Source organism: Halovibrio variabilis, from assembly GCF_007991175.1.
In the GTDB taxonomy this organism is placed as follows: Bacteria; Pseudomonadota; Gammaproteobacteria; order Pseudomonadales; family Halomonadaceae; genus Vreelandella; species Vreelandella variabilis.
In genome coordinates this window covers 1-15373 of the sequence record NZ_BJXV01000031.1, presented here as the reverse complement: position 1 = coordinate 15373, position 15373 = coordinate 1, and the positions used below count along the sequence as shown (strand labels likewise).

Genomic DNA, 15373 nt, shown 5'->3' with positions numbered 1-15373 from the left:
ACAGAGCCAATATCTGGCTTACAGAGATAGTTCCATACTAAGTGACGAAAAATCACTTTTAGATGCTAACTCAGCCCGGTGAGGCGCAGCATCAAACCCAAGTAAAGCGGAATCAGCAGTGGCGCGAGTAGCGTGGTGACCAGTACCGCTAACGCGCCTTTTTGTGGCTGAATACCCAGTTCCATGGCCACTACCACGACATTGGCGGCCATGGGCACAACGCCCATCAACAGCAGCGCTAAGGCCAGCTCCGTGGAAAGCGGTGCGAACCACTGCAGTACTAAAACGGCCACTAGCATGACCAATGGCCACATCAGGTAGCGTAGCCCTAAGCAGGCGGCTACAAAGCGGGTATCCCAGGCGGAAAGCGTCACTTGGCTAAGCGTCATGCCAATAATCATCATGCCCAGCAGCGTGTAGGTGGCAGGGAACACTGCCAGCGAACTCAACACCGCAGCGGGGATAGTGACTTCAAGGGTGCTAAGCAGCAACGCTAACAGGAAGGCGTAGATAAGCGGTAAGCGCGAAATTTTGATCAGGCTCTCACGTATTGAAAATCGTCCGCGCGCGCTAAGGTAAAAGCCCACGGTGAATTCGTAAATATTAATCCCCAGCATACAGAACAGGTAAAGGGTAACGCCCTCGGGGGGTAGCAAAATCAGCGCAATCGGCAGGCCAAAATAGCCGGTATTGCCCGTTCCCGAAGAGAATGCCAGCAGGGCCGCTTCCTGCTCACCAAAACGGTGGCGAGTGAGGCGCTGTACGGTCAGTGCTATCAGGCTTGCCAGCATGAACAGCGCTAATGTAAGTAAAAGGTAGTCAGGTGTGGGGCCACCGTTCATCAGCGCGCGAAAAATCGTAAAGGGCGCTATCAGGTAAACCAGTAGCGTAGCAATTGGGCGGGGGTCTATGGCTAAGCGCCGAGCGGCAATCCAGCCTAACCCGACATACCCTAATAGCATTAGCAGCGGCCCCATTAAGGCGCTGGGTGCTAAATCCATGATGGCTCCCTGAGCAGTGATATGAACGGCCAACATGAGCCGAATTAAAGGCCAAGCGTGGAATCTTTCATTAGCCCCAGCGCAATGGAACAGCGAGAATACCTCACAATATCATCACTATTGACCACAAAAAGGAAATCCCATGAGCAGCCACGAGCATCCGTTAGGTATCAGCTTTGAATTCTTCCCGCCCAATACCGATGCTGGGCGCGACAAGCTGATCCACGTTCGCGATGAGCTGGCCGCCAGGAAGCCAAAATTTTTCTCGGTGACTTACGGTGCTGGCGGGTCTACCCAGGCGCGTACCCGTCAGGTGGTGCGAGAAATCAGCGAGAGCGGTATCACCACCGCGCCGCACCTTTCCTGCATCGGCAGTGAAAAAGCGCAGTTGCGTGATCTGCTGGCGCAGTACCGCGAAGAGGGCATCGACAGTTTAGTCGCGCTACGGGGTGACATGCCCTCCGGTATGGGAAGCATTGGCGAGCTACGTTATGCCAACGAGCTGGTTGAGTTTATTCGCGCCGAAACCGGCGATCACTTCGAGATAGCGGTGGCCGCTTATCCTGAGTCTCATCCACAGGCGGCTAACCTTGATAGAGATGTGGAAAACTTTGCGCGTAAAATGAAGGCGGGGGCCAATATGGCCATCACCCAGTACTTCTTTACTGCCGATGCTTATTTCCACTTCGTCGATAAGGCGCGTGCGCTGGGCGTCGAGCAGCCGATTATTCCCGGCATCATGCCGATTACCAACTACACTAAGCTGGCGCGTTTTTCGGACGCCTGCGGTGCCGAGATCCCCCGTTGGATTCGCAAGCAGTTGGAGTCCTATGGTGATGACAGCGAAGCGATTGCCGCCTTTGGAACCGATGTGGTCAGCCGTCTCTGCGAGCGGTTACTGGATGGCGGTGCGCCAGGCCTGCACTTCTACACGCTTAATCAAGCGGCGCCGGTGCTCAAGATCGTCGATAACCTAACGGACTAAGTTAGCTTAAATATTCGCTTGCGTCATGGGCCTACTACATGGGTCTAAAAAAAGCCCCGCTCAACGACCGTTGAGCGGGGCTTTTATCGGCCTTTTTAGCGTTGGCGACGCTTATTGGTTGGCGCGGTTAGCCAGCCTGTGCGGTTTGCTTACCACCGCCGTGTAGCTTGCGCTGCATCACAAACAGCACAATGCCAATCGCTAGGCCGAGGACGTCGGTATAGATACCGCCGTAGATCATAAACATCGCCCCCACCAGCATCAGCACCCGCTGCCAAGCCTTAACCGGCCCAAAGAACCACGCCTGCACCATGCCGGAAAGCAAAATAATCCCCAGCGTGGCGGTCACGCCGACACGCAGTATTTGCATGGCAGAGCCTTCCATCAGCATGGCCGGGCTGTAGAAGAACATAAACGGCACGATAAAGGCGGCCAAGCCAATCTTGAACGAGGCGACTGACGTGCCCATGGGGTTGTCGCCAGAGATACCTGCGGCGGCATAAGAGGCCAAGGCAACGGGCGGGGTAATCGCTGATACCACCGCGAAATAGAACACAAAAAAGTGCGCTACCAGCGGCTCAATACCAATGTTGATTAAGCCAGGTGCCACTACCGACGCAGCGACCGCATAGGCCGCGGTAGTGGGCATCCCCATGCCCAGCAAAATACTAATCAGCATGGCAAATACCAGCGCCAACAGCTGGCTGACACCGGCCAGACCTAGCAGCAGCGAGGAGAAGCGCGCGCCCACCCCCGTCAACGAGATGACGCCAACAATCAAGCCCGCACAGGCGCACACGGCGATAATCTGGATCGACATCGTGCCCGCAAGCTGGAGCGCTCTCAAGATCGCGCGAAAGCCCATTTTATTGGGCGAAAGCCAGCTCACCACTGCCGCCGAGGCGGTGGCCAGCGTGCCCGCGCGGATGACCGAGTAGCCCATAAAGAGCGCCGCAATCAAGATGATGATAGGGGCGAACAAATAAACCTGTTTGACCAATTTCGAGAACAGCGGGATTTCATCTTTACGCATGCCACGCATGCCTTTACGGGCGGCTTCAAAGTCGACCATAAAGTAGATAGAGGCGAAGTAAAGAATCGACGGAATAATCGCTGCGACGGCAATCTCGGTATACGGAATGCCGGTGACTTCGGCCATGATGAACGCGCCCGCGCCCATAATGGGCGGCATGATTTGCCCACCGGTTGAAGCCGCTGCCTCAATGGCACCTGCGCTACGCGCGGGGTAGCCAACTTTCTTCATCAGTGGAATGGTCAACGAACCGGTGGAAACCACATTGCCTGCCGAGGTGCCGTTGATCATGCCCATCAAACCCGACGCAAAGATCGACACTTTTGCCGGGCCACCCCGGGCACGGCCTGCGGCGGCAAAGGCAAAGTTGACAAAGTAGTCGCCCACTTTAGAGGCCTGCAGGAACGCGGCAAAAATGATGAACAGGATGATATAGGTCGACGACACCGCGGTGGTGGGGCCCAGGATGCCAGCGTCGGTATAGACCTGGCTGAAAAAGCGCTGTAACGATAGGCCTGGGTAGCCCAAAAAGCCCGGCAGGTAAGGCCCGGCAAACACGTAGGTCAAGAAAACGACCGAGATGATTACCAGGGCTAAACCCGCCACCCGGCGGGTAAGCTCTAGAATTAGTAGCGAGCCTGCGATAGCTGCCCAAGAAATACCGGATGGTGCAAACGAGGTGCCGGTCGACATGCGCATATTGGTGTTATAGGCCACTAACAAATAGCCTGCGCTAGCCAGTGCACACACCATCAGCACTAAGTCGGTAGGATTAAAGCGGTGACGCGCTTGACGATAAAACCACGAAAGCACAATGGTGCCAGCCGTTGTCGCTATTAGCGGATAGCCGTAATGCCAGTTTTCAATGCTGGGGTCGATGCGCATGGCACCGCCGCTGAGCGTTTGCTGCATTAAGAATACTTGCGCCAGTGTATAGGCGGCGGGAATCAGCAGTGCATAGCTAAGCCACTTGAAGCCCGCACTTGAAGCATGGCGATCGTCCTCGGCAAAGCGGGCACCTGAAAACAGCCCGTAACCGAGAATAAGCGCACCGGCAATATGTACGATACGAAACGACCAGGTTTCCATCGGATACACGTTGAGTGAGATCAGATGGAAACTTGAGTAAGCGATCGCTAATGCCGCAAATAGCAGGAATTGCCAGCCGGTAAACAGGCGGCGATTTGATTCAACAGCTTCTTCATCGACGCCTTCGGCAACAACTTTTGTTACCACTGACGCCGGGCGTTCATCATCATTAAGACCATTGGGTTCTTGGTCAGTTTTGTGACTCATTAGAGTTCACCCTCACAGCAAAAGCAGACAAAGGGGGAGTAGCAGCGAAAGCTGCCCCGTCCAGCAAGGCTGGCACGGGGCAGGTAGAACGAACCAGAATGCTTAGCGAATCATGTCATCAGCAATCTCATAGCCGTTCTCTTCGTACCAGCGTGCAGCGCCGGGGTGGAAGGGAAGTACAGTGTTGTACTTGATATTTTCAGGAATGCTGAACGCAGCACTGCGGTGAATTTCGCGTAACCTGTCGTTGTTCTCCATGCTCAGTTTAGTGATCTCGTAGACAAAATCATCAGGAAGGTCACAGCCGGCAATGGTGAAGTTCCACATGGAGACAGCGCGAGCATCCTCTTCCAGCGTCTGGTAAGTGCTGGCTGGAATCATGAACGGCGAGACAGGAAAGGCATCAAGAACCTGCTGCTGCTCTTGTTCAGTGAATTCGATGATGTTGACATCGGTTTGTACTTCTAACTGGCTAACCGCCGGGATCGGGATACCGGCAGCGAAGGCGACAACGTCGAGCAGGCCATCCTGAAGCTGGCCGCCCAGGTCAGACCAGCCACCGTTGCGACGCTCAAAATCAACGCCCAAGGTTTCTAAAATTGCCGGGAAGTAAGTATCAGACGTTGAGGCCGCCGGGCCGAAACCAATGCGTGCACCGTCAGGGATATCGGAAATCGAATCGATACCGCTGTCGGCAAGCGTTGTGATGGAGAAGGGCGTCTCGTACATCGGGAACAGAGCACAGACGTTATCCATCTGCACCCCGGGGGCTAGCGGACTTTCACCAGCTAGTGCTTCTGCAGCTGGGCCCATAGTGGTTAGGCCAAGAGCCACTTCACCCGTGTGTACTAAAGCGAGGTTTTGATTGGGGCCGCCAGTGACTTCGCCGCCACCGGAGATGCCTAGCTCTTCAGAAATAAAATTCGCCCAGCCCGAGCCGTAAACGAAATAAGTGCCGCCTTGGCTGGCGGTGCCGACAGTAAAGTTATCCGGCCAATCGGAACGGTCTGATTGAGCTTGAGCACTGCTGGCAGCGGCCACAAGCAGGGCGCTGCTGGCGAGGAGAGCAAAGGTTTTGGGCATATCGTTGCGCATGGCGAAAGTTCCTAGCTGTTATTGGGATTGCAGACGGACGGCCTCTATCAACACCGCCAGTCGATGCTGCATTTATCAGCGTATGCAGCCAATATAGCAGCGATAGTTGTGCCAACTAATGGTTATGGTTTTAAAATCAGCGCATTAAAAATTTTTAATGCAACTTTGGTGGAAGACGGCTGGGCAGGAAGTGTCCGGTAGTCCGCACGAAAGTGGCTTTTTTATGTGCGCATAACCACACATATTTTGTGCTAAGCGGCAAGTACGGGTGGTCAGTGGGTTAATAAGCCACGCGAGCGGCGAGCCTGGGAGCGTTGATTAGGCCTTCCGTGGCAGTTGGGGAGAGGGGGTTGGCGAGCGGCATTAGCGAGAAGGCTTGCCGGGGTCAAGAATCCGCACGGGCTGCACGTCTTGCTCCTTCTGGTCGTCACGGACCTGATTAACCCGGGTGGTCATTTCGGCCAGCGCGTCGTCCTCAATGGGCAGTTGCTCAAAAAAATCGCAGCTGACGCACTCGCGGTAGCGAATGCCGTTTTGCTCCCAGGCGCGGATGCGATCCATCGCCGCGCATCTGGGGCAAGTAACACCGGCGATAAAGCGTTTAACAGTCGACATAGTGGGCTCCTAGGCGCTTTATTCGCAGCCCCCTTGTGGGCGCCGCGAATAAAGGAAGTGGTTTAAAAACGTATTTGCAAGCGTATGTGAAAGCGTGCTTGAAAACGTACTAAGCGGCGCGAATGCCGCTGTGGCGCAGCAGTGGCTCAACGCTGGGTTCACGGCCACGAAAAGCCACAAACAGGTCGGCAGCATCGCGCGCGCCACCCTGTTCGAGAATCTCGCTGCGAAAGCGCTGCCCTGTTTCCGGGTCGAAAATGCCGACCTCCTCAAAGGCGCTCCAGGCGTCCGCCGAAAGCACTTCGGCCCACTTGTAGCTGTAGTAGCCCGCGGCATAGCCACCGGCAAACACGTGGCCAAAGCTGTTTTGGAAGCGGTTGAACGAGACCTTCGGCAGCACCGACAGCGTATCGCGCACTTCATCCAACAAGGCCTGCACGTCGCTGGCGCTGGGGGCGCTGAGTTCATGGTGCAGGCGCAGATCGAACAGCGAAAATTCGATTTGGCGCATCATGCCCATCGCCGACTGAAAGTTTTTCGCTGCCTGTAGCCGCTCAAGGAGTTCGGCAGGCAGCGGTTCGCCGCTATCCACGTGCTTGGCGATGAGATCCAGCCCTTCGCGCTCCCAGCAGTAGTTTTCCATAAACTGGCTGGGCAGTTCGACGGCATCCCAGGCAACGCCGTTAATGCCGGAAATATCGGCGATCTGCTGCTGGGTCAGCATGTGGTGTAAGCCGTGACCAAACTCGTGGAACAGGGTGGTGACTTCGTCGTGGGTAAGCAGCGCAGGCCGGCCTTCGACGGGGGCTGTGAAGTTGCAGGTAAGAAAGGCAACCGGCCGTTGCAGCCCCTGCTCGGTTTGGCGCCGCACGCGGCAATCGGCCATCCAGGCACCGCCACGCTTGCCTTCGCGGGCGTAGAGATCCAGGTAAAAACCGGCAATCGGCTGGCCGTCTTCGGTGATGCGGAAATAGCGCACGTCAGCGTGGTAGCGCGGCGCCTGGGTATCTTCTTCAAAGCGCACACCGTAAAGCCGTTCCACCACCTGGAACAAGCCATCGACGACCTGGGGGGCCGGAAAATAGGGACGTAGCTGCTCTTGGGAGATAGCATGGCGTGCTTCGCGCAGTTTTTCACTGGCATAGGCCACATCCCATGGCGCCAGCGTCTCCAAGCCTAATTCATCACGGGCGTAGGCGCTGAGTTCGGCAAACTCCTCTTTTGCCTGAGGCAGGGCGCGACGGGCCAGGTCGTTGAGAAAATCGAGTACCTGCTCGGGGGATTCCGCCATCTTGGTGGTGAGGGAATAATCCGCGTAGGTAGCAAAGCCTAATAGCTGAGCGACTTCACTGCGTAGTGCCAAAATTTCTTCCATGATAGCGGCGTTGTCGAATTTGCCAGCGTCCGGGCCTACATCGGAGGCGCGGGTAATGAACGCCGTATAGACCTCGCGGCGCAGTTCACGATCGTCCGCATAGCTGATCACTGGGAAGAAGTTGGGGAAATCCAGGGTAATACGGTAGCCCGCTACGCCTTTGTCCTTGGCGGTGGCTTTTAGCGTCTCAAGGGCGCTTTCGGGCACCCCGGCTAACGCCGCTGGGCTATCGATGTCCTTGTGCCAAGCCTGGGTGGCATCCAGGACGTTATTCGAGAACTGGTTTGACAGCATTGAGAGCCGCGACTGGATCTCACCGTAGCGGGCTTTCTTATCAGCAGGCAGATCGACACCGGCCAAGCGAAAATCGCGTAGGGCGTTCTCCACGGTACGCCGCTGTGCAGCGTCAAGGTTTTCCCAGTCGGGGCCTTGTTTAAGCGCTTGCCAGCCATGGAAAAGCCCTTCGTGTTGGCCTACCCAAGTGCTAAATTCTGAGAGTTTCTCAAGGCATGCTTGATACGCTTTGCGCATCGCTGGGGAGTTCATGGTGCCATTGAGGTGTGACACCGGTGACCACGCCTGGGTGAGCCGATCATTGATGGCTTCAAGCGGGGCGGCAAAATTGTCCCAGGTCGGTGGGGTGGCGGCGGCCTGCTGAGCGAGTCGGTCAATGGCCTTGCGGCTTTCGCTGAGTAGCGTGTCCACGGCGGGCTCCACGTGCTCGGCGCGAATCTCAGCAAAAGGGGGCAGCTCGTGCGTTTCAAGCAGCGGATTGGAGGACATAGTCACCTCAAGTGGCAGTGTTGTTTAAACGTCAATGATGACACAGTGCGGGCGGTGGAGCCGTGTTTCAATATCAGCTTCAGCACCGATGGTTAATGTCAGGGTTTAATATCAGGGTTTTAATGCCAAGGTTTGGCCTGCACGCAAGCGCCTGCTAGTCTTGCCGCTTTTTAATGCCACCAATGGCAGGAGCATGTGATGAGCGAGACGCTGGAGCGCTGGGGGTCGAAGCGGGCCTTTATCTTGGCGGTAACGGGTGCTGCGGTAGGATTAGGCAACATCTGGCGTTTCCCCTACGTGGCCGGGGAGAACGGCGGCGCGGCTTTTTTGCTCATCTATGTGGCGTTTGTGCTGCTGCTGGGTATTCCGGTGATGATGGCAGAAATACTCATTGGCCGAGCGGGCCGCCGGGGCCCAATGCAAGCGTTAGCGGCTTTGGCCGCCGAGGCGGGGGCCTCACCGCATTGGCGCTGGCTGGGGCTGTTTGGGGCGTTTACTGTTTTCTGTATTTTGTCCTTCTACTCGGTGGTCTCGGGCTGGTCGATTGAATTTTTGGTGGCTTCTGTTAACGGCACCTTTAAGGGCGCGAGTGCCGCTGAGATCGGCGCCGGGTTTGAGGCTTTTTTAGCCAACCCAGGCCTGCTGATTTTTAATCACTCACTGTTTCTGTTTATGACCATGACAGTGGTAGCGGCGGGCGTTGCCAAGGGGCTAGAGCGGCTGAATAACCTACTGATGCCGCTGCTGTATCTTTTGTTGCTGCTATTAGCGGGCTATGCCGCGACCACCGATGGTTTTGCGCCAGCCTTGGCGTGGTTATTTTTACCCTCCTTTGAGGCGCTAACCCCTTCCGTCGTCGTCCATGCCATGGGCCATGCGTTTTTTACCTTGGCCGTAGGTGCCTGTGCCTTAATGGCCTATGGCGCCTATATGCCCGCAGAGCAGAGTCTGCCCAAGGCGGCGGTAGCGGTAGCGGTACTCGATATCAGCGTGGCGCTTCTGGCGGGCATCGCGATTTTCTCGGTGGTCTTCGCCCAGGGTATGGACCCTACCGATGGGCCAGGCTTAATGTTTGTCACCCTGCCCATTGCGTTTTCTGAGCTGCCTTGGGGCTCAGTGTGGCTCAGCGTGTTCTTTTTATTGCTGCTGCTGGCCACCTGGACCTCGGCGATCAACCTGGCGGAACCCATGGTCGCTACACTTCAGGGGCTGGGGTTGCGTCGCAGTATTGCGACGGCGGTCGTGGCCCTTAGCGTTTGGCTAATTGGGCTGTTATCGGCGTTCTCTTTCTCAACGCTGGCGGATTTTCGGCCGCTGTTGGGGCGCAACGTGTTTGAGCTGGTCAGCAGCATACCACCGGATGTGTTCCTGCCCCTGGGCGGCCTGCTGATCGCTATTTTTGCCGCCTGGGTAATGCCCCGTGAGAGAGTGGTCAGCGCGTTAGGCGTGGGTGAAAGCGGCTACCTGCTATGGCGCAATATCATCCGCTGGGTGTCGATTCCACTGACCTTTATTGTGCTACTGGCAGGGTTGCTATAGTGAGTTAGGTTCTCTACGTTTTTTATCCGACATCTCAGGAGCGAATTATGAGCAGTGCAGTAAGGCGTTATCAGGGTGTTGAGCCCCAATTGGGCGAGCGCGTTTATATTGATCCGGCCAGTGTGGTTATCGGTGATGTGGTGCTGGGCGATGACTGTTCCGTCTGGCCAATGACGGTGATTCGTGGCGATATGCACCGCATTCGTATCGGCACGCGGACCAGCGTCCAGGATGGCAGCGTGCTGCATATTACCCACGCCAGCGATTTCAACCCGGAGGGCTTTCCGCTCACCGTGGGCGACGACGTCACCATCGGCCACAAGGCGATCCTGCATGGTTGTACCCTGGGCAGCCGAATATTGGTCGGCATGGGGGCGATTGTGATGGACGGTGTGCTTGTCGAAGACGAGGTCATTATTGCCGCGGGCGCCGTGGTAACGCCGGGTAAGCATCTGGAAAGTGGCTATGTATATGCCGGTAATCCGGCTAAAGCAATGCGCCCGCTGAAAGATACCGAGCGCGCCTTCTTCGCTTACACCGCCGGTAACTACGTTAAGTTGAAAGACCGCTTTTTGGCAGAAAGTTGACCTTAGTGCTCTCCTCGCTAAGCAGTTGCTCAGCCAACCTTTTTTCTTTATCGGCCATGTCGCGAACGCCCTTTATCTGTTAATTTATACAGCTTTCTGTTTGACAGATTCTGGGATGCCGCGTCATGGCTAATTTTCGCACGCATATTACGGTGGCAGCGGCGGGCGGCATGTTGATAGCTTACGCTGGCTGGAAAGGCCAGTGGTGGCCACCTTCCCAAGCGCTGCTGATGATTGCATTGGTGACGTTCGGGGGTATTTTACCCGACATTGATGCCGACCGATCGCACTCTATCCGTTTGATTTTTAATCTGCTTTCGGTGCCCGCCTTAGTCTTGGGCGCGCTGTTATTACAGCCATGGCTAACCCCCGGCGCGCTACTAGTGGCCTGCGGGGGCATCTATTTCAGCGTGCGCTATTTGGCGGGGGTGGCGTTTTCGCGTTTTACCGTCCACCGCGGTATTTGGCATTCTCTGCTAGCGGGCGGATTTTGTGGCCTGCTCACTGCCGCGCTGAGTTTTAATTTACTGGGCCAGCCAGCGTGGCTGGCCTGGTCCCACGGCGCCGCCATACTGGCAGGATTTGTCATCCATCTAAGTTTGGATGAGGTCTACAGCGTTGACCTGGAAGGCGCGCGGTTAAAGCGCTCGTTTGGGACCGCGCTTAAGCTCGGTGACTTTCGCCGCCCTATGTCCAATCTGCTGATGCTCATTGCCACCCTAACGCTACTACCCTGGACACCGCCCTGGTCGGTATTAGGCGCGTTGCTACATCAAGGCTCGCTGCTGTGGCGGTAGTCGTCGGGGTTAAGACCATGCTTTTTAAGCTTGTCGTAAAAGGTTTTGCGCGGAATACCTAAGTGGCGACAAACGTCGGTTACCCGACCGTGGTAGCGCGACAGCGATTGGCTGATCAGGCTCTTCTCAAACAGTTCTACCTGACGCGGTAGGGTGAGTTCTTGGGTGTCGGCGTTGACCCCTTCCAGCAGTGCATCCAGGCGGTAATCAAAAGCAGCGCCCAGCAGCACGTAGCGCTCGGCAAGATTACGCAGCTCGCGCACGTTGCCGGGCCAGTCATGGGCGAGCAGGGCGGCGATGGCGGGGCTGTCGAGGGTGGGGGCTTCCAGCCCGCTGCGGTTGGCAGCCACCACGGCAAAGTGCTGGAACAGCAAGGGAATATCTTCACGCCGCTCGCGCAGCGCAGGCAGTGGCAGGGTGACCACGTTTAGCCGGTAGTAAAGGTCTTCGCGGAAGCGCCCTTCTTCGGAGGTGGCTTTGAGATCCACTTTGGTGGCCGCAATCACGCGGATATTAAGCGGCACGGTCTCATTGGCGCCTAACCGTTCAACGCTGCGCTCTTGTAGTACCCGCAGTAGCTTGACTTGCAGCGCCATGGGCATCGATTCAATTTCATCTAAAAATACCGTGCCGCCGTTAGCGTGCTCAAACTTGCCGATGCGCCGCTCGACGGCACCGGTGAAGGCGCCTTTTTCGTGACCAAACAGCTCGGACTCAATGGTATTTTCCGGCACCGCGCCGCAGTTAATCGCCATAAAGGGGCTATTACGCCGCCCGCTACGTTCGTGAATCGCACGCGCCACCAGGTCTTTACCGGTGCCTGTCTCGCCAAATAGCAGTACATCGGCTTCGACTTGGCTGATACGTTGAATCATCGCGGCCAGCCGCGAAATGACTGCTGTGCGACCAACTAAGCGCGGCCCTAGCGCGGCTTGCTGCACCTCCAGCTCGGCTTTTAGGCGATGGTTTTCCAAACTGAGCTGGCGCTTTTCAATGCCACGACGCACCACATCCAGCAGCTGGTCACCGGCAAACGGCTTTTCAAGAAAATCCCAGGCCCCGGCGCGCATGGCTTCGACGGCCGTGGAAATGTCGCCGTGGCCGGTAATTAAGATGATGGGCAGAGTGGCGTCGCGGCTGTGCAGCTCATGGAGCAGTGCCATGCCATCCATTCCCGGCATGCGAATATCGCTGACAATCACCCCGGGGAAGTCGGGCGTTAAAGCCGCCAGCGCTTGTTCCGCCGATTCAAAGCAGTAGGGCGTATAGCCGGCAAGTTCGAGGGTTTGGCTGGCGGTTATCCGCAGGTGCGGTTCGTCGTCGATCACCATGACCGGTAGCGTCGACGGCTCATGCATAAGCGGAATTCTCCTGGGTGTAGGTTAACGGTGAGTGGGGCAGGATAATGGTGAAGCAAGCGCCGCCTTCGGGTTGGTTAGCCGCCTGTAGCTTGCCACCTAAATCGTCCATGATACGCGACGAAATCGAGAGTCCTAGGCCTAAACCGCTGCCCGGTGCTTTGGTGGTAAAAAAAGGTTCAAAGATATGTCCCAGGTACGCGTCGGGAATGCCAGGACCATTATCCGCGACACTGATAATCACTTGCTGCTGGTTAATACAGGCGGCGAGCGTAAGCTGCGGCTCGGGCACGGCTTTCATGGCCTGCAGCGCATTGCCGATTAAATTTACCAGCACTTGCTCCAGGCGCACCAGGTCGCCTTTTACCCACAGGGTTTCAGCCGGCCAATCCTGAATAATGGTGATATTGCCTTCGCGCAGGCGGCTTTGAAACAGGCGTAAAGCGTAGTCGATACAGGCCTGTACCGAAATCGCCTCCTGGCGCTCGCTGCTCTTACGCGAGAACTGGCGTAGCTGTGCACTGATATCCGCCATGCGCTCGGTGAGCTCGACAATGTGTTCAAGATTCGCATCGGCGCGATCATAGCGGGCCAATGCCAAAAAGCGCCGGGCGTTTTCAGCGTAAGCGCGAATAGCCGCTAGCGGCTGATTAAGTTCATGGTTGATACCCGCAGCAAGTTGCCCCAGTACCGCGAGTTTGGCGGCTTGAATCAACTCATCCTGGGTCTGGCGCAAGCTGGCTTCAGCGCGGCGGCGCTCTTCTATTTCATCCGAAAGGCGTTGGTTACTGGCTACCAAATCGCGGGTGCGGCGTTCCACGCTGACTTCGAGCTCATCGCGAACGCGGGCCAGGGTGTGGCGTTCACGCTCTGCAAACGTTTCCCGCTCACGGCGCAGCCGCAGGCGTTGCCAAGCAATGCCTCCCCCGAGCGTGACCACGCCGTAGAGGCCGCCTGCCATGAGGGCGGCAATCCACTGAGCGCTAATCACCGGTGTTAGCGGCTTTAAAATATGCATTTGCCAGCCAAATTCAGGTACATGCCGGGTCAAGCTAAGGTAGTCATTGCTGCTCAGCGGGCCTTGGGAAAAGCTGACCAGCTGGCTATCCTCGCCGTAAGGCGCATTCACCTTGATCCCCGATGGCGATAGCGGCTCCATGGCATAGCGGCGGGTATCCCTTAACGCTTGGCGCTGTTGGTCGCTGAGCGGGTGGAGCGCCTTCATGCGCAGCCTGGGCTGGCTGGCCATGAAGATAATATCGTCACTATCAGTGACGAACAGTTCGGCATCCTGCTCTGCCCAGCTCTCTTCAACGTCGTCCAGGAGTACTTTAACCACTAACACGCCGTCGGGCTGTGCATCAGGCGAGGTGTCGTCTAACCACACGGGCGATGAAAAGTAGTAGCCACGCTCAAGTGACTTGATGCCCAAGCCAAAAAAACGGCCCTGTCCCCCGGCAATGGCATCAATGTAGTAAGAGCGAAAAGCATAGTTCTGGCCAATAAAAGTATTGGTGCGATGCCAGTTGCTGGCGGCGATGGTGTCGCCTTCACGATCGAGTAAGTAGACGTCCGATACCCCGGCTGTAAAGCGAAAACGGTCCAGCAGCCTATTCAGCGGCATCGGGTTTTGGCTGTCGGGAGAGGCCAAAAAGCGCTGCACGCCTTCCCGAGTAGCCAGCATTTGCGGCAGGTAGTCGTAGCGCAATAAATAGCCGTTCAAGTTGGCGGCCGATAGGCGTAGCTCGTTTTCGGCGTCATCCTGCAAGTTAGAAAGCGCTTGCTCACGCGCCAGTTGGGCGGCCTGCCACATGCAGACGACCAAGCCTAATGGGATGACCAGGAGCCATAGACGTCGCCAACGCAGGGGCAAGGGGGTAGGCGCCTGATTGTTCAGACCAGCGCTGCTCATGCGGAGGTCGTGCGAGTGCCCTGGGCGCGGCGAAGGGCTCGCTGGGCGCGTGTTTCGGCACGCGCCATTTCGAGTAGCCCTTCTTCAACGAATACCAGGTGTTCGTGGGCGCGAGTCCGGGCATCTTCCGCGCGGCCGTCCAAAATGGCATCAAGTAGCGCGCGATGCTGCTGCATGAGCTGGCTACGCGACCCGGGTATCGCAAACAGGTGCGCCAAGTTAGTGACAATGCTTTTTTCTAACAAATGAAAAATACCGCGAATGGTGTGCAACAGCAGAACGTTGTGTGCCGCCTCGGCAATCGCTAGGTGGAACGCCGCATCCAGCTTGGCTTCCTGAATCGGATCCGCGCCGGCAAAGCCGCCGTCGAGTTCTTCAAAACGTTGCAGCAATATGGCTTTGTCGGCAGGCGTAGAGCGAAGGGCGGCGTAATAGGCAGAGATGCCTTCCATCGCATCGCGAAATTCGAGTAGATCGAGCTGAAATTCGTCATGTCGGGAGAGCATTTCCAGCAGCGGGTCGGTATAGCCATTGTTAAGGTTGTCGCTGACAAAGTTGCCGCCGCCCTGTCGACTGGTCAATAGCCCCCGGGCGGCGAGCTTCTGGATGGCTTCGCGCAGGGAAGGGCGGGAAACGCCAAAGCGTTCGGCTAATTCGCGTTCGGGTGGGAGACGCTGTCCAGGTTTTAAGCTGCCTTCCAGCATCATTGCCTCTAAACGCTCGGTAATTACGTCGGCCAAGCGCGGCTGGCGTAGCGGTGGATAGCTCATAGTGAATGGCTCATAACATACGCCTCTAATAACATAGCTCTTCTAATTGGTAAGACCAATATTAAGAGTCTTTGCTGGTCAGCTCAAGCTCAAACCCTGAACCAATGACGGCCAGCACGCACTAGATGAGCCCGCAAAGACGCCTGCGCATGGGCGAATAAATAGCGTTGGGCATGTGTTCTATAAGAAGGGTGCTTGTTATTTTTCAGCAACCCCATTGCCAACTC

12 protein-coding genes are annotated in these 15373 nt (G+C 56.5%); 4 read left to right on the top strand and 8 right to left on the bottom strand.

Annotated elements, in window-relative coordinates; all coding sequences use genetic code 11:
* Window positions 1-65 precede the first annotated feature (65 nt).
* Entirely contained in the window at window positions 66-1001 is a 936-nt protein-coding gene (locus HVA01_RS16935; RefSeq protein WP_146876588.1) for an AEC family transporter, read from the bottom strand.
* Between the two features lie 142 nt (window positions 1002-1143).
* Here HVA01_RS16935 and metF point away from each other — a divergent pair, with 142 nt between their 5' ends.
* The gene (metF, locus tag HVA01_RS16930) at window positions 1144-1986 is read left to right on the top strand and encodes a methylenetetrahydrofolate reductase [NAD(P)H] (RefSeq protein ID WP_146876587.1); all 843 of its coding nucleotides are present in this window, start codon (window positions 1144-1146) and stop codon (window positions 1984-1986) included.
* Window positions 1987-2113: 127 nt separating this feature from the next.
* Here the strand turns inward: metF and HVA01_RS16925 are convergent, their stop codons facing one another.
* The 4 genes from HVA01_RS16925 to prlC form a co-directional block, all read right to left on the bottom strand.
* Window positions 2114-4315, bottom strand: coding sequence for a TRAP transporter permease (locus HVA01_RS16925; RefSeq protein WP_146876586.1), 2202 nt, complete (start codon window positions 4313-4315; stop codon window positions 2114-2116).
* A gap of 102 nt (window positions 4316-4417) precedes the next feature.
* A complete protein-coding gene (locus HVA01_RS16920; protein WP_146876585.1) occupies window positions 4418-5410 on the bottom strand; it encodes a TAXI family TRAP transporter solute-binding subunit in 993 nt (330 codons plus the stop codon).
* 363 nt (window positions 5411-5773) lie between these two features.
* Window positions 5774-6025 (bottom strand): YheV family putative zinc ribbon protein, encoded by a 252-nt coding sequence (locus HVA01_RS16915; RefSeq protein WP_146876584.1) that lies wholly within the window; start codon window positions 6023-6025, stop codon window positions 5774-5776.
* 109 nt (window positions 6026-6134) lie between these two features.
* Entirely contained in the window at window positions 6135-8183 is a 2049-nt protein-coding gene (gene prlC / locus HVA01_RS16910) for an oligopeptidase A (protein WP_146876583.1), read from the bottom strand.
* A gap of 198 nt (window positions 8184-8381) precedes the next feature.
* Between prlC and HVA01_RS16905 the strand changes: the two genes are divergently transcribed.
* The 3 genes from HVA01_RS16905 to HVA01_RS16895 all read left to right on the top strand — a co-directional run bounded on the left by HVA01_RS16905 (window position 8382) and on the right by HVA01_RS16895 (window position 11106).
* Window positions 8382-9722 (top strand): sodium-dependent transporter, encoded by a 1341-nt coding sequence (locus tag HVA01_RS16905; RefSeq protein WP_146876582.1) that lies wholly within the window; start codon window positions 8382-8384, stop codon window positions 9720-9722.
* 47 nt (window positions 9723-9769) lie between these two features.
* Complete coding sequence (locus HVA01_RS16900) at window positions 9770-10309, top strand: gamma carbonic anhydrase family protein (RefSeq protein ID WP_146876581.1); 540 nt, start codon at window positions 9770-9772, stop codon at window positions 10307-10309.
* A 125-nt stretch (window positions 10310-10434) separates the two neighbouring features.
* Window positions 10435-11106, top strand: a complete 672-nt coding sequence (locus HVA01_RS16895; protein ID WP_146876580.1) for a metal-dependent hydrolase — start codon at window positions 10435-10437, stop codon at window positions 11104-11106.
* Here HVA01_RS16895 and HVA01_RS16890 read toward each other — a convergent pair.
* The 3 genes from HVA01_RS16890 to HVA01_RS16880 are packed head-to-tail and all read right to left on the bottom strand — an operon-like array spanning window position 11082 to window position 15146.
* Window positions 11082-12464, bottom strand: coding sequence for a sigma-54-dependent transcriptional regulator (locus HVA01_RS16890; RefSeq protein ID WP_146876579.1), 1383 nt, complete (start codon window positions 12462-12464; stop codon window positions 11082-11084). The genes HVA01_RS16895 and HVA01_RS16890 overlap by 25 nt on opposite strands.
* Window positions 12457-14376, bottom strand: coding sequence for a sensor histidine kinase (locus HVA01_RS16885; protein ID WP_146876578.1), 1920 nt, complete (start codon window positions 14374-14376; stop codon window positions 12457-12459). Before HVA01_RS16885 ends, HVA01_RS16890 begins: the two co-directional genes overlap by 8 nt.
* Complete coding sequence (locus tag HVA01_RS16880) at window positions 14373-15146, bottom strand: GntR family transcriptional regulator (protein WP_146876577.1); 774 nt, start codon at window positions 15144-15146, stop codon at window positions 14373-14375. Before HVA01_RS16880 ends, HVA01_RS16885 begins: the two co-directional genes overlap by 4 nt.
* Between the last annotated feature and the right edge of the window lie 227 nt (window positions 15147-15373).